Here is a 23294-nt window from a genome sequence, read left to right as displayed (position 1 = left end):
AAATGATGAAGCACTCTAAATATTATTTGTCAGCGTTAAGCGTCATTACCGGTTTGGCAGCCTGCAACTCCGCTGCTATGACGGATAAAAAAGTAACTGCCCATAACAGCGAACGTACCTATACCCTGGCAGCCGTGGTACAACGCCCACTGGAAGGAAGTATCCGCCTGCCCGGCGCTTTAGCAGCCTTCCAAAAGGTAAGTATCTACCCCAGGATCAACGGGTTTGTAAAAAGTATTGGGGTAGACCGTGGCAGTAAAGTAAGGAAAGGCCAGGTGCTATTGGTACTGGAGGCGCCGGAGGTAGAACAACAGTACTATGCCGCCAAATCCAAATACCTGCAGGCAGCGGCTATGTTTGCTTCCAGTAAAGACAACTTCGAGCGTACCCTGGCAGTGAGTAAAGAGCCGGGTACTATTTCAGCGCATGACCTGGAACTGGCTAAGGCTCGCATGCTGGCTGACAGCGCGTTGATGAACAGTGAACAGGCTAACTTCCGTGCCCAGGAAGTTAATAAGAGCTATCTCACGGTGACAGCGCCATTCGACGGCGTAATTACAGAACGCAACATCCATCCGGGAGCGCTGGTAGGCCCGGATACCAAGGTAGACGATAAGCCTATGCTGATGCTGGAACAGGAAGATAAGCTGAGATTGATATTACAGGTCCCTGAAATGTACAGCGCACAATTAGGGCAGCAGTCGCAAATCGCCTTTGATGTGGACGCTATCCCCGGCAAACATTTCCAGGGCGCCATCTCCCGCCAGGCAGGCACCCTGAATGATAAATACCGCTCCGAAGCGGTGGAAATTGATGTGCAGAATGCCAGCCATTTGTTGAAGGCAGGTATGTATGCAGAAGTCCTTTTACCCTTGCAGGGCTCCGCACAGGCCATGCTGGTGCCTTCCAGTGCAGTGGTGATGTCGACCGAGCGAAAATATGTAGTAGCGGTAAAAGATCACTATACCAGGTGGGTAGATGTGGAAGAAGGCAATCACCACAACGATTCTACCGAGGTGTTTGGTCACCTGCAGGCAAACGACCAGGTAATTATCAACGCTACGGATGAGATCAAGGACGGGGTACGTGTGCCCTAGCGCCTTGGGGTGATGAATACAAAAACGACCGTCCCGATGATTCGGGACGGTTTTTCTGCTAACTGTTCCGTCTATATTGATTTTTTATGTTCTTATTAAAAAAAGAGAACAAATAACATCCACCTAGTAATCAATAACGGATTTACCTGTTGTTCAACTAAAAAAAGAATGTTAAAGCAGGCAATAGCGTGCCGTCACGCAGTTACGTGCTATGGGGCTCCCAGCGGGAAAAGATAAACTTGGATTTTGCCTCATGTTATTGGGCAACCATAGCGTTCAACGCAGGATGATGGCCGTCTGTGGTGTCTTACCTACCTAAATACGCTTCTGTTTCGTTGTTTAGATTAATAACACGAAAGGATTTGAAATTGTTGAAGAAAATATGCTAAAAGTTGAAAAGTTCGCGGAGGCCCAGGGCCAGCATCTGGACACCGATCACGGCGAGGATCAGCCCCATCATCTTGGTGATCACCATCATTACGTTGGTGCCGATTACTTTCACAATCCGTTCACCGGCAATAAAGAGGAGATAGGTGATGTAACATATAAATGCATAAATGGCAATTACTATGGCTAGGTGAGTGAGGTCTTTAGCAGCAGAGTAACTCATAGAGGTGGTGATAGCGCCAGGTCCTGCCAGCAGTGGCATGGCCAGGGGAGTAATGGCGATGCTGATACCCTGGTCAGCTTTTACCGGTTGTGCGCCAAGCTTTTCTGATTTGCTTTCTTTATCGCCCCGCACCATTTCATACCCGATCACAAATACCAGGATGCCACCTGTAACGCGCAATGCCGCCAGTGTAATGCCGAATACATGAAATATCAGTTTACCCGCTACACTGAAAACAAGGATAATACAAAACGCCACTAACACCGATTTGGTAGCTATATTGCGCTTGGCTTTTTTATCCATATGGGACGTGAGCTCCATGAAAACAGGAATGGCCGAAATAGGGTTTACAATGGCGAGCAATCCCATGAACACCGTGGTAGCAAACGCAATGTAGTTATCAAATAAAGTCATCATATCAGCAATATAATAAAATTTATTTACCGGCACGCATCCAGTTGGCTATTGTAGAAAACTAAGCCCGCATGCGGGGTAACTGCCAGTTGTGACGCAGGCTGACCAGTCGTATCGTTACTATAACGCCAACGGCTATACTCTGTACAATATCTCCGGGGATACCGGTATAGTGGCCCGCTACAAGGTACAGGATACCGCCGGCCAGCGAGGCTGCTGCATAGATTTCCCGTGTGAAAAGTATGGGTTGCTCACCGCAGATAACATCCCGTAATAAACCGCCAAAGGTACCCGTTATTACGCCCAGGGCTACGCATACCGGCATAGGTAAACCAACAGCCAAACCCTTGTTGATACCCGTGATGGTAAACATACCAAGCCCGATAGCATCAAAGGTGCTGAGTAAACGCGTCAATTTTTTCACATAGGAGAAGAATACAGCGGCTATCAGTGCAGCTACGATAATGGCGGTATTACTGAGCTCATCGGTCATCCAGGCTACCGGCACAGCGCCAATGAGTAAATCGCGTATGGTTCCGCCTCCAATGGCTGTAATAAATGCCAGTGCCAGTAATCCTATAACATCGTAAGATTTATTAATGGCGGCTGTTGCTCCTGAAACAGCAAATGCGAATGTACCGAGTAGTTCCAGTACCTGAATAAAGGTGAGCTGCATTCTCCTTATCTGATTTGCGGTCTAAGATAAGGATACTTTGTCTACAGGAACATTTTTTTTAATACGTTCTCAATAGTCATACGCCGATTCGCCGCGTAAGGTACGCTCAATCTGGTTGCGGAGATCGTGACTGAATCCCACCACTTCAATTTTAGGATGATGATCGAGGTAGATAAGAAAGCGTCCGGCTTCTTTGGTGACGAGGTCGTAAATATCTTCCAGCAATGCACTCAACAATTTTCGCGTAGTTTCCGCGATCTGCGCGAGTGAACTGTCTTCAAAATGCCGGTACTCGCGGTTTTTATAAGATAAGGCTATCTGTATCATAACTGATGGTTTTTCCAGGATTAGTTATACTGATTAGTATTATCTAATCAGTTGGTTTTCATTATTTAATTGTTAAATTCGGACATAAAAATAGAAAAAAAGAAATTGTTTTATTCCAACTAAAGGGGGATTTTTATCCACAAAAAAGAAAAAAGATGAAATAAATAATATCTTTCCAAGTTAACCACCCGCCATCACAACCATACCATTCCCACATTGTTCATTTTTTTTCCGTTATAATTTAGCTACCATTGCACTTCATATTATTATAGAATAATGAAGCAACTAACCTTATTAATTGTTTTAGTAGTGCTGTATTGCCTGCCCATGCAGGCTCAGCCAGGAAAAGGTGTCCGTTGGAGCCACGATGGCCAGGCTTATTTCAAGGCAACTCCGGCAGGTATCGAAGTCTATCCGCTATCAGGCGCAGCCGCCACTGTAGAAGTCCCCGCCGCCGCTTTTAATGGTCTCCCCATCAGGGATTTCTATTTTTCAGCAGACGAGAAAAAATTACTGCTCTACACCAATGCAAAAAAAGTATGGCGTTATGAAACCCGGGGCGACTACTGGGTACTGGATATTGCTACCGGCAAGCTGCAACAGCTGGGAAAAGGTAAACCGGCATCTTCACTGATGTTCGCGAAACTATCGCCAGACGGCACTAAAGCCGCCTATGTCAGCGAGCATAACATTTTCGTGGAAGACTTACAAAGCGGAAATATCACTGCGCTAACCACGGATGGTACCCGCCGTTTCATTAATGGTACTTTCGACTGGGCTTATGAAGAAGAATTTGGATGCCGCGATGGATTCCGCTGGAGCCCGGATGGCAAACAGATTGCCTACTGGCAAATTGATGCGACCAAAATCCGCGACTTCCTCATGATCAACAATACTGATTCTATCTATTCCTTCACCGTTCCCGTTGAATATCCGAAAGCAGGAGAGAGCCCATCAGCCTGCCGCATCGGCGTAGTAGATATACATACAGCTAAAACAACCTGGATGCAGGTTCCTGGCGATCAGCAACAACACTATATTCCCCGCATGGAATGGGTGCCCGGCAAAAATGCGTTGATCATCCAGCAGCTGAACCGGAAACAAAACGAAAGTAAGGTGATGCTCTGCGACGCCACAAGCGGCAAAGTGCGTTCTCTTTACGAAGAGAAAGACAGTGCCTGGATCGACGTGAAGTCACGTTGGGATGATGATAATATCGCTGGCTGGGACTTTATCCGTAACGGTAAGTCCTTCATCTGGGTAAGTGAGGAAGATGGCTGGCGTCATCTTTATAATGTTAATATGGAAGGAGGGAAAGCTACGCTGCTTACGCCAGGTAATTATGATGTCATCAGCATCGCCAAAATAGACGAAGCGAATAATACCATCTATTTTGCTGCTTCTCCCGAAAACCCCACCCAGCAATATCTTTATAAGGTATCTTTGACCGGTGGCAAGGCCGAACGCATTACACCTGCCAACCAACCCGGTACGCATGAATACAAAATTTCCCCTTATAGCAACAGGGCGATTCATGATTTCTGCAGTGCCGTTACTTATCCGGTAAATGAAAATCTGCAACTGCCGGCACATAAAAGCAGCACCAACGCGGTAATGAATGCGATCAACAAAGCATCCGGCGTACCCAACAAACCGGAATTCTTTGATATCACTACGGCAGATGGGGTAACCATGACGGGCTGGATGAGCAAACCTGCCAACTTCGACCCTGCTAAGAAATACCCGGTTGTATTCTATGTATATGGCGAGCCCGCAGGAGCTACTTCCCTGGATGCCATCGGCGCTGGCCGTAACTTCCTCTATGATGGCGATATGGCGGCTGATGGATATATCTATGTGACCATGGATAACCGCGGCACCCCATTGCCCAAAGGACGTCAGTGGCGCAAATCCATTTACCGTAAAGTAGGATTGATTAATGCCCGCGATCAGGCCATGGGCGCACAGGCCCTGATGAAGAAGTATGCTTTCATTGATCCGGAGCGTGTGGCAGTATGGGGTTGGAGTGGAGGCGGTTCAATGACGTTGAACCTCTTGTTCCAGTATCCCGATATTTATAAGACCGGTATTGCCATTGCGGCCGTAGGCAATGAGCTTACCTATGATAATATTTACCAGGAGCGCTACATGGGGCTGCCACAGGAGAATCGCGAAGATTTCGTAAAAGGATCTCCTATCACTTACGCGCGTAACCTGAAGGGCAACCTGCTCTATATCCATGGTACCGGCGATGATAATGTGCATTACCAGAATGCGGAAATGTTGCTGAATGAACTGATTAAGTACAACCGGCAATTCCAGTTCATGGCCTATCCTAACCGCACCCACAGCATCTCTGAAGGCCCCGGCACTTTTGAGCACCTGTCTACCTTGTACACAAATTATCTGCGGACACATTGCGAACCGGGTGGAAAATAAGCAAAAGCATTACCTTTGCCACCCTAAATAGAAAAGTATGTCCAGGACGGCTATTATTGGTATACTGGCAGTTTTGCTGGTAATTGTATGTGCTTTTTTCCCTTGGTCTTTCATTGAAAGCAAGCACCTGATGTTTACAGGAATGAATGGAACTGGCTCCAGCTATGGAGAACCCGGTAAACTAAGCATTATCCTTTCTGTGTTGGCGATCATCGTATTCCTGGTAAAGAATAAATGGGTATCCAGAATGAACCTGTTCATTGTAGGATTCTTGGTAGCCTGGACTTTCCGGAATATGCTATTGTATTCACGTTGTGAAATGGGAATATGCCCTCAGCCTGGAGTGGCCTTATATGTTTCGCTGGCAGCGGCGCTGCTGGCCTTTGGCTGTGTGTTGTTTACACGAACGCCCGGGAAAGCATAAGTCGGAAAAGCGAAAGACATAAAGCAAAAAGCTATTGTGAGGAAGAATGTAGCGAGTATTTAAAATTCGCCTCTGATCATTCTACACAATAGCTTTTTGCTTTATGTCTTTCGCTTTTCTGCTCTAAAAAATAGCTTTATGAAGTATCCAGGCTCCGGCCAGTATCCCGGCGCCCATGAGCCAATATCGCAAAATAACGGGAAGCGGCCGTTGGGCAGTGACCCTTGCTTTGATAAAACTAAAAAGGGTAAGCCCAAGGAAAACCAGCATGATACTGGTTTGAGAGGCAGCGGGAAAATTTTCGTTAGAGAGATAAGGCCCCAGCGATACAGTTCCTCCCAATAAAAAAAAGAAGCCGGTCAGCAATCCATGCTTTATGGCACGTGAACGGCTAAACGAAGTTTCCCTTACTTTTTCATTCTCCAGTAACTGTTCCCAGGAATGCGCATCCTTTTCCATCTCCTGTTCAATATGCGCGATCGTATGCGCATTGATATCAAGCTGTTGTAGTTTGGATCTTTCCTTATCAGACAGCAAGGGACTGTCGTGCTGCAGATCGCCTTTGTTGGCCTGGAAAGCGCTGAGCATCACCAGCAAGCTGGCTCCCAGCAGGAGGCACAGGTGAATGGTATAAAAGGTTTGTACCTCGATGGAGAACAGCTGTATTACCTGGGTGGCAAAAAACAACAGGAAAAGTCCATCGGGAAAACCAATGATAAAGTCTGTTTTCCATCCGGAACTACGGATGGCTTTATGGGAAGCAGTCATACAGTGATTAACTAGCTAAAAGCCTGTTCCAGGCTCCTTTGAATGATTTGCACACAATCTGCAATCTGTGCGGCATTGATAGTCAATGGCGGCGCGAACCGTATTTTGTCCCCATGGGTAGGCTTGGCCAGCAGACCATTCTCTTTTAACATCAGGCACAGGTCCCAAGCGGCTTCCGGATCCGGATGCCGGATCACGATGGCATTCAATAGGCCTTTTCCACGTATAGTGGTGATGTAGGGAGAATGGAGATCTTCCAGGCCACTGCGTAATAATTGGCCCATGGCTACGGCGTTTTCGGCCATATGTTCATCTTTCAAAACCTGGAGAGACGTAATGGCCACTTTGCAGGCCAGCGGGTTACCACCATAAGTGGAGCCATGTTCACCGGGTTTAATGGTCAGCATAATTTCATCATCGGCCAATACCGCGCTGATGGGCAGGGTACCACCAGACAATGCTTTACCAAGAATTAATATGTCGGGGCGTACCTGCTCATGGTCGCAGGCCAGCATTTTACCGGTGCGGGCAAGTCCCGTCTGTATTTCATCTGCTATAAACAATACATTGGCATCCTGGCAATATTGCCGGGCTTTGGCCAGGTATCCTTCATCAGGCACCATCACCCCGGCTTCACCCTGTATGGGTTCTACCAGGAAACCGGCAACGTCTTTATCCTGCAAGGCCTGTTCCAGTGCGGTCAGGCTGTTGTATGGAATCACTTCATAACCCGGCATAAAAGGACCGAAGTTATTACGGGCCGACGGATCAGTGCTGAACGAGATTACATTCAGCGTACGTCCGTGGAAGTTATTGGCGCACACGATAATCTTTGCCTTGTTCTGGGGGATACCTTTCACGATGTAGGCCCAGTGCCGGCAGAGTTTCAGCGCTGTTTCCACCGCTTCTACACCGGTGTTCATCGGGAGCACTTTATCGTATCCAAAGTAACTGGTAATGTATTGTGCGTATTCTCCCAGCAGGTCATTATGAAATGCACGGGAAGTAAGCGTCAGCTTTTGGGCCTGTGCTATCAGGGTCGCAATTATTTTAGGGTGGCAATGTCCCTGGTTCACTGCAGAATATCCGGATAAAAAATCGTAGTAACGTTTGCCGTCTACATCCCATAAAAAAACACCTTCTCCCCGGTCTAATACAACCGGCAATGGGTGGTAGTTATGGGCACCATACTGTTCTTCCAGCGCCAGGTAATGTTGTGAATTTTCGCTTAACGTGTATGAAGGTATCATGATCCAAAAGTACGTGAAAAAAGCGTAACGCAGAAAGCGTAAAGCACAAAGCTATTGCAGCGAATGAACAAAGCGGGTATTGGTTACTAACGCAGATGTCATTCGCTGCAATAGCTTTGTGCTTTAGCTTTCCGCTTTAAGCTCCTTTCAACCGCTGCACTAACGCCACATATTCTTCCATCGCAGCTTCCCTGGTTTTGCCTGTCAACTCGGCCCAGGCCTGATGTTTGGCTTTGGCTACAAAATCGAAAGGGTTGGAAGGACCTTCGGCATCCGCATCACCACTGGTTCCCTGTTTGTAGAGGGCATACAGTTGCAGTAATATTTCATTGGATGGTTTCTCGGGCAGTGTCTTACTTTCGGCTACAGCCTGTTCAAATTGCTGGATCAGTTCCATGGTCACCTCGTTTTTATTTGTTAACAATCCGGTTTTGATGCCTCATTTTTCCTTTATGTCTATAAAGTTGAACATTATATGTTAATATATCAAAAAAAGGCGGTGATCCTTAAAAACCAACCTGTAAAACATAATTATTAAACGTATGAACTAATGAACTAAATTCAATACCTTTGCCGGCTGAAAAGGTTTAATGCAGTAATTTGCAACAGGCCGACGGAACAGCAAAACATCATATGAAGAATATTCGCAATTTTTGTATCATTGCCCATATTGACCACGGTAAAAGTACCCTGGCAGATCGTTTATTAGAGTTTACCAAGACTATTTCAGACCGTGACATGCAAGCCCAGGTACTGGACGACATGGACCTGGAACGTGAAAAAGGGATCACTATCAAGAGCCACGCCATTCAGATGGACTATACCGCTAAAAATGGCGAAAAATATATTTTTAACCTGATCGATACCCCCGGTCACGTGGACTTCTCCTACGAGGTATCCCGCGCACTGGCTGCCTGTGAAGGCGCTTTATTGCTGGTGGATGCCGCACAGGGTATCCAGGCACAAACTATCTCCAACCTCTACCTGGCACTGGAAAATGACCTGGAAATCATCCCCGTTATCAATAAAATTGATATGCCGGGCGCAATGATTGAAGAAGTGAAAGACCAGATCATAGAACTCATTGGCGTAAAAGACGAAGAAATTCTCCTCGCATCCGGTAAAACCGGTATCGGTATCGAAGATATCCTCGAAGCAATTGTACACCGTATCCCGGCGCCTAAAGGAAGCAATGAAGCACCGCTGCAGGCGCTGATCTTCGATAGCGTATTCAACTCTTTCCGCGGTATTATCGCGTATTTCCGCGTGTTTAACGGCACTATTAAGAAAGGCGACAAAATCCAATTTGTGAACAGCGGAGAAGAATATTTTGCCGACGAAGTAGGGATACTCAAACTGGGACTGGAACCCCGCAAGGAAGTGTCTACCGGCGATGTGGGATACATTATTACCGGTATCAAGAGCGCAAAAGAAGTAAAAGTAGGGGATACCATCACCCTGTCTAATAACCCTTGTACAGAAGGGATCAACGGTTTCCAGGAAGTAAAACCCATGGTATTTGCGGGTATTTATCCTGTAAATACGGAGGACTTTGAAGAACTGCGCGAATGTATGGACAAGCTACAGCTGAATGATGCCTCCCTGACCTATGAGCTGGAAACATCACAGGCGCTTGGATTTGGCTTCCGCTGCGGATTCCTGGGCATGTTGCACATGGAAATCATCCAGGAACGCCTGGAAAGGGAGTTTAACCAAACAGTGATCACCACCGTACCCAACGTAAGCTTTATCGCTCACACTACCCGGGAAGGCGTGGTGATCGTGAATAACCCCAGTGAAATGCCTGATCCTACGAAACTCGACAGGATTGAAGAGCCTTTCATCCGGGCACAGATCATTACCAAGCCAGAGTACATCGGTAACATCATGACCCTCTGCCTGGGTAAACGTGGTAACCTGCTCAACCAAAGCTACCTGACCACCACCCGCGTAGAACTCATGTTTGAAATACCACTCACTGAAATCGTATTCGACTTCTATGATAAGCTGAAAAGCCAGACCCGTGGCTACGCTTCGTTCGACTATACGCCGATAGGCTTCCGCGACAGTGATATCGTGAAAATGGATATTCTCCTGAACGGCGATAAAGTGGATGCACTCAGCGCCCTGATTCACCGCAGCCGCGCCCAGGACTTTGGCCGCAAATTGACCGAGAAACTGAAAGAACTGCTGCCACGCCAGCAATTCCTCATCGCCATACAGGCTGCCATCGGCGCCAAAATAGTAGCCCGCGAAAATATCAGCGCCATGCGTAAAGACGTAACCGCGAAATGTTATGGCGGTGATATTTCCCGTAAACGTAAACTACTCGAGAAACAAAAAGAAGGTAAGAAACGTATGCGCCAGATCGGTAACGTAGAAATCCCGCAGGAAGCATTCCTCGCAGTATTGAAACTAGACGACTAAACGCATTAACAATAATACATAGGATAGCGAAGATGACGGTCAATTAACTGCCGGTATCTTCGCTGATCTTTTTTAAAGAGAACGCAGATTAACCTTATTTTTGAGTAAAACCAATCACCCATGCGATCTTTATTACTTTCCTTCTGGTGCTTGTTCGCAATAGGCGTATTTTCACAAGTACAAGCCCAGCAAGCACCTCCTGCGGCCAGCCAGGTGGTAAAAGAAGCCTGCAGCAAGGCTGGCAAAAACAATAAAAAAGTATTCGTTATTTTCCACGCGTCCTGGTGCGGCTGGTGCCACAGGATGGACACTGCCATGAACGATGCTTCCTGTAAAAAGTATTTTACCGACAACTACGAAATCCGTCACATTACCGTCCTGGAAAACGGCGATAAGAAATCGCTCGAAAATCCCGGTGGATTTGACATGCTCGCGAAATATAACGGCGATAAGGAAGGTATTCCTTTCTGGCTTATTTTAAGCCCGGCCGGGGAATTGCTGGCTGATAGCCGTATGAAAGATGCTGTCACGGGGAAATTGCAGAATGTAGGTTGCCCGGCTCAGAAAGCGGAAGTAGACTACTTTATCACCCTTCTTAAAAAAACTTCCCGGATGAAAACTACGGAACTCGACGCTATTCGAACAAGGTTCAGTAAGATCGCTCCCGGGCACTAAAAAACTATTTATACCGGGTGGCAAAGAAATTGGCACCCGGTATAAACTATTCCCCAATTTCGGACAGCCCTCACCGTTACTGTGGCGTTATAGCAGCTACTGTGGTTTTTTTGCCTCAACTATCCCTGGTTTCAGCCCCATATTCTCAATGCTCCAGTGCCCAGGCCGGCAGGCATGGTTTTTAGCAGTATTAAACTGTTTACCCTTTCATCTGTTATAGCAAATAAAAACCTTTACCTTATGCGAAAATGGCTCCGGATGATACTCCTGGGATGCGGCATAATGATAGCTTTAGTTGTACTGTTGTTCCTCGGGATGACCTGGTATATACATGCTAACAAAACGGAGTTCCTGAAGCAGCTGACCGCCCAGCTAAATGACCGGCTGAATGGAAAGCTTACCATCCAGGATATAGAACCCTCTGTGCTAAAGAGCTTTCCTAATGTATCTATTGCTTTGAAAAAAGTAGTATTACAGGATAGCCTGTGGCAGCAACACCGGCATGCACTGGTGGATGTAGACTATATTTTCGTACGGGTAAATACGTTATCACTGTTACGCAGGCACGTAGAGGTGAACGAAGTGACGTTGCAGGATGGCACGCTGTTTTTATACACAGATTCTACCGGCTATTCCAATACCTATGTGTTGCAAGGGACGGGCGATAAGAAGAAAGCCAGTAACCACAAAGACGCCAATATCCGGCAACTGTTGTTCCGTAATATCAACTTTGTGATAGATAACCGGCAAAAATTCAAGCTGTTTCAGCTAACAATCAACCGGCTGGATGGCAAAGTGAAAGCATCCGACAGCACTATACAAGTAACAGTACTGTCTAATATTCTCTCTAAAAATTTCGAGTTCAATACGCTCAAGGGTAGCTATCTGAAGGATAAGCTACTGCAACTGAACCTGTCGGTGATCTTCAATAAACGTACGAAAATAATGATGGTGCCGCCCCAGGAAATCCGGATCGACGATCACCCGGTACAAATCACCGGGCAATTTGGCTTTGGAGAGAAACCACCGCCGTTCCAGCTAAAAATTAATGCCAACCAGGTGCTCCTGAATGATGCGGCTACCTGGCTGCCTCCCAATATAAGCACTAAGTTAAATAGTATCACTCTCTCTGAACCGCTGGATGCAGAGGCCGATCTCGCAGGGCATATGAAATTCCGGGATACTCCTGATGTACGTGTTACCTGGAAAACAACCGGCAACGTGCTGGTTACTACCATGGGAGAGTGGACGAACTGTAATTTTACCGGCCGGTTTAATAATGAAGTCCTGCCTGGCCGCGGGCATACCGACGAAAACTCAGCGGTGACTATTTTTGGCCTAAGCGCGAACTTATCCGGTGTCCCTCTGAAAGCAGATACCATCCGGGTGGTGAATCTGAAACAGCCACTGTTACGTGGGCATTTCCGGTCAGCTTTTCCGCTCACCACCCTGAATAGCGCTACCCCTGATGATGCGCCCATTTTGTTCAAAGACGGGCATGCCGATGCCGATCTGTTTTACACCGGACCGCTGTTGAAAGATGATAATACAGCGTCATCATTGCAAGGCGTTGTGCAGATACAAAAGGGCGCTTTTTCCTACCTGCCGCGTAGCCTGGATTTTCACGATGCCAGCGCCACCCTGCGTTTCACCGGGCAGGATCTGCTGCTGGAAAACATCCGTATACAGTCGGCCAAAAGCAGTTTACAGATGAACGGAGCTATCAAGAACCTGTTGAACCTATACTTCACGACACCTGAAAAAATAGCGATCACTTGGAACATACGAAGTCCGTTGGTAGATCTCAACGAGTTCAAAAGTTTTCTGTCGCCCCGCAGGAAGGCTAAACCCTCCCGCAGCCAGCAGAAAGTAAGGATGGGCCGGGTATCCCAGCAGCTCGATGTGGTATTGGCTTCCAGCAATGTGAATATGCAGGTGGCACTGGATAAGGTAATCTATCAGCGTTTTACCGCCCAACAGGTAAAAGCTGTCGTCGACCTGACGAATACAGATATCCTGCTGAAGCAGATTGCCCTGCAACATGCCGGCGGCAATATGCAGATGGCTGGAAATGTGCACCAGGAGGGGAATAACAATTACTTCCAAATAAATGCTACGGTAAATAATGTGCATATTAACCAGTTGTTTTATGCGTTCAATAACTTCGGATTGGATGGGTTAACGGCAGAAAACCTAAAAGGAAATGTATCCGCTAAAGTGAATTTAAAAGGTAACATCCTGGATAACGGCACATTGGCGAAGCGATCGTTGTCTGGAGCGGTCAACTTCAACCTGAGGAACGGCGCCCTGGTCAACTTCGGGCCTCTGGCGGATATCGGGAATTTCGCCTTCCGCAAACGCCACCTCGATAGCATCACCTTTGAGAACTTGAGTAATACCTTCCAGATAGCCGGCAATAAAATAATGATTCCACCCATGCGTATTGCTTCCAGTGCGGTAAATATAGATGTGCAGGGTGTTTATGGCCTGGACGGCGGCACCAATATCAACCTGGATGTGCCTTTGCGAAATCCTGCGAAGGATGCTGACATTACTGATAAAGAAGAAAAACGTAAACGCAGCAGGAGAGGAATTATATTGCACCTGCGGGCCGTGTCAGAAAAAGATGGCAAGGTGAAAATAAAGCTGGGGAAAGGAGATGATGGCCGCGATGACGGAGGAAAGATTGTAGATGAGTAAAAATTGCCGGCACACAGATACGGTATGCCGGCAATCCAGGCCCTGTGCTAGAGAACAGTATCAAATGCCTGGCCCAGGTCTCCCTTGATATCGTCAATATGTTCTATACCCAAGGAAATGCGCAGTACGCCCGGCGCTACTCCGGCTTTCCTTTGCTCTTCCTCGCTCAATTGCTGATGTGTGGTAGTGGCGGGGTGAATGATCAGTGTTTTGGAATCACCTACGTTGGCCAGGTGATATACTAACTTCAACGACTGTACGAATTTATCAGCCGCTTCTTTACCTCCTTTGATTTTAAATGATAGTACGCCGCCAAAGCCATGCCGCAGGTATTTTTTACCCAGCTCATGGTATTTATTGCCGGGCAGCCCGGGATAGTTCACGGAATCTACCTGCGGATGTTGTTGCAGCCACTCGGCCAGTGCCAGTGCATTATCTACCGTCCTTTGTACCCGCAGGGATAATGTTTCCAATCCCTGGATAAAGAGGAAAGCGTTTTGCGGGGAAAGGGCAGGCCCCCAGCTACGCAGTCCCGCTACGCGTGCACGGATAATATAGGCAATGTTGCCAAACGGACTATGGTCGCCAAATACTTCCCAGAATTTCATGCCATGGTATGCTTCGTCTGGTTCGCTGAATTGTTTGAACTTACCATTGCCCCAGTTATAATTGCCGCCATCTACGATGATACCGCCTATGCTGGTGCCATGTCCGCCAATCCATTTGGTAGCGGCTTCCACTACCACGTTGGCGCCGTGTTCCAGTGGACGGCACAGGTAACCGCCTGCCCCAAAAGTATTGTCAACTACCAGTGGCAGGTCGTGCTTGCGTGCAATAGCGCTGATCTTTTCAAAGTCAGGAATGGCAAACCCCGGGTTACCGATGGTTTCCACGTAAATTGCTTTGGTATCTGCATCAATCAATGCTTCGAAGCTCTCCGGCTTGTCAAGATCTGCAAATCGGGCTTCTACACCGATACGCTTGAAGCTCACTTTAAACTGGTTGAAGGTACCACCATACAGATAGGAAGAGCATACAAAGTTATCGCCCGGTAATAAAATATTGTGGAGGGCAATGAACTGTGCCGCCTGCCCCGATGCTACGGCCAATGCGCCTACGCCGCCTTCCAATGCGGCTACTCTTTTCTCAAATACATCCGTAGTTGGATTCATGATACGGGTGTAGATGTTACCAAACTGCTTCAGCTGGAACAGATCTGCTGCATGTTCTGCACTGTCGAATGTGTAAGAAGTGGTTTGGTAAATAGGTACTGCAGCTGCATGCGTGGAAGATTCCGGCTGGTAGCCTGCGTGCACCTGCAACGTGTCGAAATGTAATGGCTTAGTAGACATAACTGGGGGATTTAGAATAGATATAAAAAGTCTACAAATATAGTAGACTAATTCTAATAATAAAATATTTTATCAATATTATATTTCAGAGAAGATCTGCGGAGATATGTCATGAATTTGTACTAAATAATAAAAAATAATATCTTCGTTCTATTCATGATAAAAAGCGTGCTTCCGTGAAAGAGCACAGTTGACCGATGTTATTAACTATTACGACTAAACGTTACCCCGCGACCGACCTTGGCTACCTGTTGCATAAACATCCTGCTAAAGTACAAACCGTAACGCTGACGGCAGGCAGTGCCCATATTTTTTACCCGGAGGCAACTGACGAAAGCTGTACCGCCGCTTTGCTGCTGGATATAGACCCGGTACGCCTGGTACGCCGCAACAATGGCCCCGCCGATTTTGTACTGGAACAGTATGTGAATGACCGCCCTTATGTAGCCTCTTCTTTTATGAGTGCTGCCATTGCACAGGCATATTCCTCTGCTATGAACGGACGTTGTAAAGACAAACCACACCTGGTAGATGAAGCTATTCCGTTTGAAATCAATTTATCCGTACTCCCGGTAAAAGGTGGAGAGGCTTTGCTACGCGAGTTCTTTGAACCCCTGGGCTATGATATCACGGTGCAATCGCACCTGCTGGATGACCAGTTTCCCGAATGGGGACAAAGCCGTTACTTTAATGTGACGCTGCGTCATACCCAGCCGCTTAAAACTATCCTGAGCCAGCTGTATATCCTCATTCCGGTATGCGATAATGATAAACATTATTTTATAGGCGGGCATGAGATTGAAAAGCTCATGGAAAAAGGGAAAGGCTGGCTGGATACGCATCCTGCAAGAGAACTGATCACCCGCCGTTACCTGCGTTATATAGGTCCTCTTGCCAAAGAAGCACTGGGTATGATCATGAAAGACGAGGTACTGCCGGTGGAAGAGAAGCAGCCCAAAGATAAAATAAGGCTGCACGACCTGCGTCTGCAAACGGTGAGGGATATACTCCTTGAACTGAATATAGCCACCGTGGCGGATATGGGATGTGGCGAAGGAAAGTTGCTACGCTTGCTGATGGAAAAGCAGGCATTTAAGAAAATCCTGGGTATGGATGTTAGCTACCATGCGCTGGAGATTGCGCAGAGCAAACTGAAAATGGATCGACTGCCAGAAATGCAACGGGCGAGGCTGCAACTGGTACAGGGAGCACTCACGTACAGGGATAAACGCCTATCGGGTTTTGATGCCGGCGTATTGGTAGAAGTGATTGAACACCTGGATGAACCCCGGCTCGCTGCACTGGAAAAGGTGGTGTTTGAGTATGCAAGGCCGCAATACGTGATCATTACTACCGTTAATGCCGAGTACAATGTGCTATATGAAAAATTAGGCGACGGCGCTTTCCGGCATAGCGATCACCGTTTTGAATGGACAAGATCGCAGTTTGCTGCCTGGGGAAACCGGGTCGCCACACAATTTGGTTATGAAGTATCTTACAGGCCGCTGGGAGAAACAGATGAAGTACTGGGAGGTCCCAGCCAGCTGGCCTTATTTAAACGTTCGTGATGGAAACAAATATATTACAACAGATAAAAGCACTGGAAGAGGAGCACCAGGTGAAAATTCTTTACGCCTGTGAATCAGGTAGCCGCGCCTGGGGCTTTGCCTCTACAGACAGTGACTATGATGTACGTTTTATTTACGCCCGTCATAAAGATAGTTACCTCAGCATCCTGGAACAGCGCGATGTGATTGAACTGCCGGTAGATGAAGTGTTGGATGTAAGCGGCTGGGATATCCGTAAAGGACTCCAGCTATTCCTGAAATCCAATGCGCCGCTGTATGAATGGCTGCAATCACCGGTGGTGTACCAGGAAATCACAGACTTTAAAGCAACGCTTACCAGCTTAATGGAAAAATATTTTTCGCCCCGTTCAGGTTGCCACCACTACCAGTCTATGGCTACCAATGTATTTACCAATGAGCTGTCGGGTGCCTCGGTGAAGTTGAAGAAATACTTTTATGTGCTTCGCCCCATGCTCGCCTGTCAATGGATCTTAGCCGGAAAAGGCGTGCCTCCAATGGAGTTCTCCCAGCTTCGTACCTTGATTACTGATGCCGGCATACAGGCAGCTATTGATCACCTGCTGCAGCTGAAAGCCGGCGCTGATGAGCAACTGATGGTACCGGCCATGCCGGAATTACATCAGTGGATAGCCGGCATACTGGAAGAATGCAGGTACCAGGCAGCGGAGTTACCCGTGGTGAAGAACGATGCCAATGAACTGGATGCCCTCTTCCGTAAATATATTTCCTATGACTTTTGAGGAGTTAAAGCAACAACGGTCCTGTATACTACTGGAATGCATCAGTGGAAGCAAGGCCTATAACCTGCAGGTGCCTACATCAGACACCGATATAAAAGGAGTATTTATCTTGCCTCAATCTGAGCTATATGGAATGTCCTATACGCCGCAGGTAACCAACGAAAGCCACGATGAAGTATATTTTGAAATCCGGCGCTTCCTGGAATTGCTGGAGAAAAATAATCCCAATATATTGGAACTGCTCAGTACTACTGCGCAAAATGAATTATACCGCCATCCGCTGATGGACCTGGTAAAACCGGCAGACTTTTTATCCCGCTTATGCCTGGATACCTTTGCCGGCTACGCAAAAGCCCAGATTAAGAAAGCGAGAGGATTGAATAAAAAGATCAATCAATCCTATCCGGAAACCAGGAAACCAGTCATTGAGTTTTGCTACGTGATCAGGGGAGGGCAAAGTATGCCATTATTGGAATGGCTATACGAAAAAGGTCTTCGCCCCGAGGATTGCGGCTTGTCAAGGATTGATCACTTCCGGGATGTATATGCTTTGTATCACCGGCGACAGTTTACTACGGCGGTGGACTTCAAAGGTGTTTTTTCGGGAGAAAGTGCTAACGACGTGCAGCTAAGCTCCGTGCCCCCGGGCGTTGACCCGTTGGGCATTATGCACTTTAACAAAGATGGGTATACTGTGTATTGCAAAGACTTTGCGTCCTACTGGGAATGGGTGGAGTTGCGCAACGATGCCCGTTATCAGCATAACCAGGCGCTGGGTGCCGACTACGACAGTAAGCACATGATGCATACCTTTCGCTTGCTCAACATGGCAGCCGAAATAGCCCGCTACAAAGAAGTACGGGTATACAGAGAAGACCGCGATTTTTTATTGCGTATCCGCAACGGCGAGTTCAGTTATGATACGTTACTGGAAATGGCGGCCGAAAAATTAGATCAAATGGAACAATTATATGCTGCATCAGATTTACCGGACCATCCGGATCCGGCACTGGCGGCATCATTGCTAATCCGCATCAGAGAGGAATATTATGTCCCGAAGAAATACTAAACTATCACATATCTCTATACCAGAATTATCGTTGGTTTTATTAATCGGCCCTTCCGGCGCCGGAAAATCCACTTTTGCCCGCAAATTCTTTAAGCCTACGGAAGTCATTTCCTCCGACGTTTGCCGGGGACTGATCAGTGACGATGAAAATAACCAGGCGGTATCGGCAGATGCCTTTGAAGTAGTTCGTTTTATTGCTGCCAAACGTCTCAAACTGGGATTGCTCACGGTGATTGACGCTACCAATGTGCAGCCGGAATCCCGGAAGGAATGGGTGCGATTGGCCCGCGAATACCACGTGTTGCCGGTGGCCATTGTATTGAACATGCCCGAACGGGTTTGCCAGGACCGAAACGAGTTGCGCAGCGATCGCAATTTCGGCGCCCATGTTATTCCCCAGCAGATCAGTCAGCTGAAGCGCGGATTACGCGGACTGCGGGAAGAAGGCTACCGCCATATTTTCGAGATGCGCACAGAAGAAGAGGTGGCTATGCTGGAAACCATTACCCGCACGCCGCTCTATAACAATAAGAAAGAGGAGCACGGACCCTTCGATATTATCGGGGATGTACACGGCTGTTACGACGAACTATGCACCCTGCTGGATACCCTGGGCTACCAGGTGGATAAGGAAAATGCGGCGCTGATCAGTGCCGCCACCACCGTTACCGCCGAAGGTCATATGCTTATCCGCAAACCTGTATTCGTGGGCGACCTGGTAGATCGTGGGCCGAAGTCGCCACAGGTGTTGCGCCTGGTGATGAATATGGTGGGCAATGGCCAGGCTTTATGTGTGCCGGGTAACCACGATGCGAAACTACTCCGCTATCTCAACGGTAAAAACGTACAGCTAAGGCATGGCCTGGAACAAACCGTAGCCCAGCTGGCAGGCGAAACGCCCGCTTTCCTGGAATCCGTTAAATCATTTATTGACGGGCTGGTAAGTCATTATGTGTTAGACGATGGCAAGCTGGTGGTAGCACATGCCGGCCTGAAAGAAAGTATGCAGGGACGCGGCTCCGGCGCCGTAAGGGAATTTTGCCTGTATGGCGAAACTACCGGGGAAACAGATGAATTCGGCCTCCCGGTAAGATATAACTGGGCGCTGGAATACAAAGGCCGCGCCATGGTAGTATACGGGCATACCCCGGTACCCGCAGCTCAATGGTTAAATAACACCATCGATATAGATACAGGTTGCGTATTTGGCGCATCGCTGACTGCCCTGCGTTACCCCGAAAGGGAGCTGGTAAGCGTGCCTGCACTGGAAGAATACGCGGTACCAGCCCGCCCGATTGGCTATAATGAAGGGAGCGCGCTCAGCGTGCAACAGCAATACGATGGCGTATTGGATATTGCCGATTTTACAGGCAAACAAATCCTTGAAACGCGCTATAGTCACAACATCACCATCAGGGAAGAAAACAACATCGCTGCGCTGGAAGTGATGAGCCGCTTTGCAGTGAACCCGAAATGGCTGATTTATTTGCCTCCTACGATGTCGCCTGCTGAAACCAGCCAGGAGCCAGGCATGCTGGAACATCCCGCAGAAGGCCTGCAATATTTCCGGGACGCCGGGATCAAAAAAGTGATCTGTGAAACCAAACATATGGGATCCCGCGCTGTAGTAATTGTATGCCGGGATGAGGCAGCAGCAACTGCCCGTTTTGGGGTAACAGGAGAAGGTAACGGAATCGTATATACGCGGACCGGACGCGCCTTCTTTACCGATAAACAAACGGAACAGGCATTTATAGCCCGTGTCAATACAGCGTTGATTAATACCGGTTTTTATGAAAATTTCAATACCGACTGGGTATGCCTCGATGCGGAACTAATGCCCTGGAGCGCCAAAGCCCAGGCATTGCTGCAAAATCAGTATGCAGCAGTTGGTGCTGCCGCCGGCCATGCACTACCGCAAGTAATTAACGCTTTACAGCAGGCAGTATCCAATGGTGCGCCTGCACAGGCTTTGCTCGACAAGTACAGCCTGCGCCAGGAGCAGACTACGAAGTATGTAGATGCCTACCGGCAGTATTGCTGGCCGGTAAATGATCTCAGCGACTATAAACTGGCGCCGTTTCATATCATGGCCACGGAGGGAAAAACGTACTTCGACAAAGACCATGAATGGCATATGTCTGCCATTAAAAATATTTGTGCCGGTGATGAACAAATACTGCTCGCTACGCCTTATCTGTTGGCAGATATCGGGGATGCCGAAAGCGAAAAGGCGGTTATTACCTGGTGGCAGCAGCTGACGGCTGCCGGGGGCGAGGGAATGGTCATCAAACCATATACGTTCCTTAGCAAAGATGGCAAAGGGCTGATCCAACCGGCGATTAAAATCCGTGGAAAAGAATACCTGCGGATTATATATGGACCTGAATATGACGCCGAAGAAAATTTACTGCGTCTGCGCGGCCGTAAGCTCTCCGGGAAACGATCGCTGGCATTACGCGAATTCGCCCTGGGATTGGAAGCGCTGGAGCGATTTGTAAATAAAGCGCCTTTGCAGCTGGTACATCAATGTGTATTTGCTATTTTAGCATTAGAGAGTGAGGCGGTAGATCCACGATTGTAAACTCCAGCATAGTCAATATATCTTTCTACATATTAAAATCATTCTTATGAAAGCGGTTGCCGTATCGAAATTCAAAGACATTCCCGCAGTGATGGATTTACCCAAGCCAGCAGTGCGGCCAGGCACGGTGTTGATTAAAGTAGCCGCTGCCGGCATCAATCCCTTCGACTGGAAAATGGTCGATGGCATTATGGATGGAGCTATGCCGCATCAGTTCCCGCTCATCATGGGCGTAGATGGCGCAGGGACCGTGGAAGAAGTAGGAGAAGGGGTTACCCGGTTTAAAAAAGGCGATAAGGTATATGGCCAGTTTATTCATGCACCTATCGGAGAAGGTTCCTATGCCGAATATGCTATCGTTCCGGAGAAATCAGGGCTTACACTGGCGCCGTCCAGCCTGTCGGCTGCTGAAGCCGCAGCAGTGCCTACTTCCGGCATGACGGCCCAGCAAATGCTGGATCACCTGGACCTGCAGGAAGGTGATACCCTGCTGGTGGTGGGCGCTACCGGCGGCGTAGGATCTTTTACTGTACAGTTGGCAAAATTACAGGGTATTCATGTAATAGCTACTGTGGGCGATGATGCTGCCGCTGAGAGAATGAAAAAGCTGGGCGCCACGGTAACAATTAACTATAAAACTGCTCCCCTGGCTCAACAGGTGAAAGCTAAATACCCCGGTGGCGTAGATGGATTGATTGATGTGGCCAGCGATGGCGCCGGGTTTACTGCTAATCTTGACCTGGTAAGACCCGGCGGGGGAGCACTGACTACCATGTTTGTAGCCGACGAAGCCGCCCTCAAAGCCAGGAGTATTCATGGAGGCAATTTCGAAACCAAAGGAAGTGCCGCTTCCCTCGATACACTATCACTCATTATTGACCGGGGCGAATTACAGGTACCCGTAGAAAATAAAATCAGACTGGAGGACGTACCGGCCGCTATTGCCCTGAGCCGCCAGGCGAAAGGCAAGGGAAAGACGGTGATTATTATCTGATAAGTCGCCCATAAAAAAAGCTATTGAAAAGGCGATTGCCGTTTTCAATAGCTTTTTTATGAATGCCATTGCCTGGTCCTGAAATAGCGATACAAAAAAAGGATCGTTATCTCAGAAGAACCCGATGCTTACCTGCCTTGGAGGCCTGCCATGCTTGCGGGATAGCGTTCTCCCTGAAGACTGATGTTGTCCAACGCCTTATTGATATTGGCTAAATCATCATCGCTTAAGGTGATGTTGGCACCAACTATATTTTCTTCTAAGCGAGTCATTTTTGTGGTTCCCGGAATCGGTACAATCCACGACTTTTGCGCCAGCAGCCATGCCAATGCAACCTGCGCTGGCGTTGCGTGCTGTTCTCCCGCAATCTTTATTACAAGGTCAACAATGGTTTGATTCGCTTCACGGTTTTCTTTGGTAAAACGAGGGAGGATATTTCTGGCATCGGTCTGGTCAAATTCGGTGCCTGCATTCATCTTACCCGTTAAAAATCCTTTGCCCAGCGGACTAAACGGAACGAAGCCAATGCCCAATTCTTCAAGCAGCGGGATGATTTCTTCTTCAGGTTCGCGCCAGAACATGGAATACTCGCTTTGCAGGGCTGCTACAGGTTGTACGGCATGCGCCCTGCGTATACTTTGCAAGCCGGCTTCACTCATACCGAAGTATTTTACTTTACCTTCGGCGATCAAATCTTTTACGGCTCCTGCAACTTCTTCAATAGGGACATTCGGGTCCACACGGTGTTGATAAAACAAGTCGATATAGTCGGTTTGCAGATGCCGGAGCGAGGTTTCCACCACCTGCCTGATGCGTTCCGGGCGACTATCCAAACCATCTGTATGCTTACCGTTTCTAAAGCCAAACTTGGTAGCGATGATTACTTTATCACGAACATCGTGCAATGCTTTTCCTACCAACCGTTCGTTGGCGCCCTGTCCATATACTTCTGCAGTATCAAAGAAAGTAATGCCTGATTCATAGGCTTTTTGAATGAGTGCAATGGCATCATTTTCATTTGTTGCCGGCCCATAGCCATGGCTTAACCCCATGCAGCCGAAACCAAGTTCGGATACTTCTAATCCTGAGGCGCCTAATTGTCGTGTTTTCATTTTATATGTTTTCTGCTCCAAAATTATGAAGAAGGGCAAGCTGGCCT

At 47.8% G+C, this 23294-nt stretch carries 19 protein-coding genes; 11 read left to right on the top strand and 8 right to left on the bottom strand.

Annotated features, from left to right (window positions below; all coding sequences use genetic code 11):
• Positions 1-2 precede the first annotated feature (2 nt).
• The gene (locus HGH90_RS17165) at positions 3-1097 is read left to right on the top strand and encodes an efflux RND transporter periplasmic adaptor subunit (RefSeq protein WP_168763218.1); all 1095 of its coding nucleotides are present in this window, start codon (positions 3-5) and stop codon (positions 1095-1097) included.
• Between the two features lie 385 nt (positions 1098-1482).
• On the opposite strand, the gene HGH90_RS17160 is transcribed toward HGH90_RS17165, so the two are convergent.
• The 3 genes from HGH90_RS17160 to HGH90_RS17150 form a co-directional block, all read right to left on the bottom strand.
• Positions 1483-2124, bottom strand: coding sequence for a MarC family protein (locus tag HGH90_RS17160; protein ID WP_211092913.1), 642 nt, complete (start codon positions 2122-2124; stop codon positions 1483-1485).
• Between the two features lie 58 nt (positions 2125-2182).
• Positions 2183-2797: a trimeric intracellular cation channel family protein gene (locus tag HGH90_RS17155; RefSeq protein ID WP_168763217.1), complete on the bottom strand. Its 615-nt coding sequence runs from the start codon at positions 2795-2797 to the stop codon at positions 2183-2185.
• Positions 2798-2866: 69 nt separating this feature from the next.
• The gene (locus tag HGH90_RS17150; RefSeq protein WP_145666267.1) at positions 2867-3124 is read right to left on the bottom strand and encodes a hypothetical protein; all 258 of its coding nucleotides are present in this window, start codon (positions 3122-3124) and stop codon (positions 2867-2869) included.
• A gap of 276 nt (positions 3125-3400) precedes the next feature.
• On the opposite strand from HGH90_RS17150, the gene HGH90_RS17145 reads away from it, so the two are divergent.
• Positions 3401-5563, top strand: coding sequence for a S9 family peptidase (locus tag HGH90_RS17145; RefSeq protein WP_211172653.1), 2163 nt, complete (start codon positions 3401-3403; stop codon positions 5561-5563).
• Positions 5564-5600: 37 nt separating this feature from the next.
• Positions 5601-5987 (top strand): hypothetical protein, encoded by a 387-nt coding sequence (locus HGH90_RS17140; RefSeq protein ID WP_168763215.1) that lies wholly within the window; start codon positions 5601-5603, stop codon positions 5985-5987.
• 123 nt (positions 5988-6110) lie between these two features.
• Here HGH90_RS17140 and HGH90_RS17135 read toward each other — a convergent pair whose 3' ends face one another.
• The 3 genes from HGH90_RS17135 to HGH90_RS17125 all read right to left on the bottom strand — a co-directional run bounded on the left by HGH90_RS17135 (position 6111) and on the right by HGH90_RS17125 (position 8402).
• Positions 6111-6755: a VIT1/CCC1 transporter family protein gene (locus HGH90_RS17135; protein WP_168763214.1), complete on the bottom strand. Its 645-nt coding sequence runs from the start codon at positions 6753-6755 to the stop codon at positions 6111-6113.
• A gap of 11 nt (positions 6756-6766) precedes the next feature.
• Positions 6767-8005 (bottom strand): ornithine--oxo-acid transaminase, encoded by a 1239-nt coding sequence (gene rocD, locus HGH90_RS17130; protein ID WP_169191618.1) that lies wholly within the window; start codon positions 8003-8005, stop codon positions 6767-6769.
• A 136-nt stretch (positions 8006-8141) separates the two neighbouring features.
• Positions 8142-8402, bottom strand: a complete 261-nt coding sequence (locus HGH90_RS17125) for an acyl-CoA-binding protein (RefSeq protein ID WP_168763212.1) — start codon at positions 8400-8402, stop codon at positions 8142-8144.
• A 236-nt stretch (positions 8403-8638) separates the two neighbouring features.
• Here HGH90_RS17125 and lepA point away from each other — a divergent pair, with 236 nt between their 5' ends.
• The 3 genes from lepA to HGH90_RS17110 all read left to right on the top strand — a co-directional run bounded on the left by lepA (position 8639) and on the right by HGH90_RS17110 (position 13807).
• The gene (gene lepA / locus HGH90_RS17120) at positions 8639-10432 is read left to right on the top strand and encodes a translation elongation factor 4 (protein WP_168763211.1); all 1794 of its coding nucleotides are present in this window, start codon (positions 8639-8641) and stop codon (positions 10430-10432) included.
• 120 nt (positions 10433-10552) lie between these two features.
• Positions 10553-11107, top strand: coding sequence for a thioredoxin family protein (locus HGH90_RS17115; RefSeq protein WP_169191617.1), 555 nt, complete (start codon positions 10553-10555; stop codon positions 11105-11107).
• A gap of 240 nt (positions 11108-11347) precedes the next feature.
• Positions 11348-13807, top strand: coding sequence for an AsmA-like C-terminal region-containing protein (locus tag HGH90_RS17110; protein ID WP_169191616.1), 2460 nt, complete (start codon positions 11348-11350; stop codon positions 13805-13807).
• A 47-nt stretch (positions 13808-13854) separates the two neighbouring features.
• On the opposite strand, the gene HGH90_RS17105 is transcribed toward HGH90_RS17110, so the two are convergent.
• Complete coding sequence (locus HGH90_RS17105; RefSeq protein WP_168763208.1) at positions 13855-15159, bottom strand: O-acetylhomoserine aminocarboxypropyltransferase/cysteine synthase family protein; 1305 nt, start codon at positions 15157-15159, stop codon at positions 13855-13857.
• A gap of 197 nt (positions 15160-15356) precedes the next feature.
• On the opposite strand from HGH90_RS17105, the gene HGH90_RS17100 reads away from it, so the two are divergent.
• The 5 genes from HGH90_RS17100 to HGH90_RS17080 are packed head-to-tail and all read left to right on the top strand — an operon-like array spanning position 15357 to position 22135.
• Positions 15357-16727: a 3' terminal RNA ribose 2'-O-methyltransferase Hen1 gene (locus HGH90_RS17100; RefSeq protein ID WP_168763207.1), complete on the top strand. Its 1371-nt coding sequence runs from the start codon at positions 15357-15359 to the stop codon at positions 16725-16727.
• Complete coding sequence (locus HGH90_RS17095) at positions 16727-17488, top strand: nucleotidyltransferase domain-containing protein (RefSeq protein ID WP_169191615.1); 762 nt, start codon at positions 16727-16729, stop codon at positions 17486-17488. Before HGH90_RS17100 ends, HGH90_RS17095 begins: the two co-directional genes overlap by 1 nt.
• Positions 17478-18557: a DNA polymerase beta superfamily protein gene (locus tag HGH90_RS17090; protein WP_169191614.1), complete on the top strand. Its 1080-nt coding sequence runs from the start codon at positions 17478-17480 to the stop codon at positions 18555-18557. The genes HGH90_RS17095 and HGH90_RS17090 overlap by 11 nt, the downstream gene beginning before the upstream one ends.
• Positions 18538-21141 carry a polynucleotide kinase-phosphatase gene (locus HGH90_RS17085; protein ID WP_169191613.1) on the top strand — a complete coding sequence of 868 codons (2604 nt, stop codon included), beginning with the start codon at positions 18538-18540 and terminating at the stop codon, positions 21139-21141. The genes HGH90_RS17090 and HGH90_RS17085 overlap by 20 nt, the downstream gene beginning before the upstream one ends.
• Before the next feature lie 46 nt (positions 21142-21187).
• The gene (locus tag HGH90_RS17080; RefSeq protein WP_168763203.1) at positions 21188-22135 is read left to right on the top strand and encodes an NADP-dependent oxidoreductase; all 948 of its coding nucleotides are present in this window, start codon (positions 21188-21190) and stop codon (positions 22133-22135) included.
• A gap of 128 nt (positions 22136-22263) precedes the next feature.
• Here the strand turns inward: HGH90_RS17080 and HGH90_RS17075 are convergent, their stop codons facing one another.
• Positions 22264-23247 (bottom strand): aldo/keto reductase, encoded by a 984-nt coding sequence (locus tag HGH90_RS17075; protein WP_168763202.1) that lies wholly within the window; start codon positions 23245-23247, stop codon positions 22264-22266.
• Positions 23248-23294: the final 47 nt, after the last annotated feature.

It is taken from the genome of Chitinophaga sp. Ak27, from assembly GCF_012726295.1.
GTDB lineage: Bacteria > Bacteroidota > Bacteroidia > Chitinophagales > Chitinophagaceae > Chitinophaga.
The sequence above is the reverse complement of the archived record's forward strand: the minus strand, read 5'-3'. Positions and strand labels throughout refer to the sequence as shown.

Bases quoted from the DNA above. Each gene is read 5' to 3' on its own strand.
- HGH90_RS17140 (WP_168763215.1), top strand. From the start codon at position 5,601: ATGTCCAGGACGGCTATTATTGGTATACTGGCAGTTTTGCTGGTAATT.
- HGH90_RS17085 (WP_169191613.1), top strand. From the start codon at position 18,538: ATGTCCCGAAGAAATACTAAACTATCACATATCTCTATACCAGAATTA.
- HGH90_RS17080 (WP_168763203.1), top strand. From the start codon at position 21,188: ATGAAAGCGGTTGCCGTATCGAAATTCAAAGACATTCCCGCAGTGATG.
- HGH90_RS17145 (WP_211172653.1), top strand. From the start codon at position 3,401: ATGAAGCAACTAACCTTATTAATTGTTTTAGTAGTGCTGTATTGCCTG.
- HGH90_RS17115 (WP_169191617.1), top strand. From the start codon at position 10,553: ATGCGATCTTTATTACTTTCCTTCTGGTGCTTGTTCGCAATAGGCGTA.
- HGH90_RS17125 (WP_168763212.1), bottom strand. From the start codon at position 8,402: ATGGAACTGATCCAGCAATTTGAACAGGCTGTAGCCGAAAGTAAGACA.
- HGH90_RS17110 (WP_169191616.1), top strand. From the start codon at position 11,348: ATGCGAAAATGGCTCCGGATGATACTCCTGGGATGCGGCATAATGATA.
- HGH90_RS17165 (WP_168763218.1), top strand. From the start codon at position 3: ATGATGAAGCACTCTAAATATTATTTGTCAGCGTTAAGCGTCATTACC.
- HGH90_RS17135 (WP_168763214.1), bottom strand. From the start codon at position 6,755: ATGACTGCTTCCCATAAAGCCATCCGTAGTTCCGGATGGAAAACAGAC.
- HGH90_RS17160 (WP_211092913.1), bottom strand. From the start codon at position 2,124: ATGATGACTTTATTTGATAACTACATTGCGTTTGCTACCACGGTGTTC.
- rocD (WP_169191618.1), bottom strand. From the start codon at position 8,005: ATGATACCTTCATACACGTTAAGCGAAAATTCACAACATTACCTGGCG.
- HGH90_RS17150 (WP_145666267.1), bottom strand. From the start codon at position 3,124: ATGATACAGATAGCCTTATCTTATAAAAACCGCGAGTACCGGCATTTT.
- HGH90_RS17075 (WP_168763202.1), bottom strand. From the start codon at position 23,247: ATGAAAACACGACAATTAGGCGCCTCAGGATTAGAAGTATCCGAACTT.
- HGH90_RS17105 (WP_168763208.1), bottom strand. From the start codon at position 15,159: ATGTCTACTAAGCCATTACATTTCGACACGTTGCAGGTGCACGCAGGC.
- HGH90_RS17095 (WP_169191615.1), top strand. From the start codon at position 16,727: ATGGAAACAAATATATTACAACAGATAAAAGCACTGGAAGAGGAGCAC.
- HGH90_RS17090 (WP_169191614.1), top strand. From the start codon at position 17,478: ATGACTTTTGAGGAGTTAAAGCAACAACGGTCCTGTATACTACTGGAA.
- HGH90_RS17100 (WP_168763207.1), top strand. From the start codon at position 15,357: ATGTTATTAACTATTACGACTAAACGTTACCCCGCGACCGACCTTGGC.
- lepA (WP_168763211.1), top strand. From the start codon at position 8,639: ATGAAGAATATTCGCAATTTTTGTATCATTGCCCATATTGACCACGGT.
- HGH90_RS17155 (WP_168763217.1), bottom strand. From the start codon at position 2,797: ATGCAGCTCACCTTTATTCAGGTACTGGAACTACTCGGTACATTCGCA.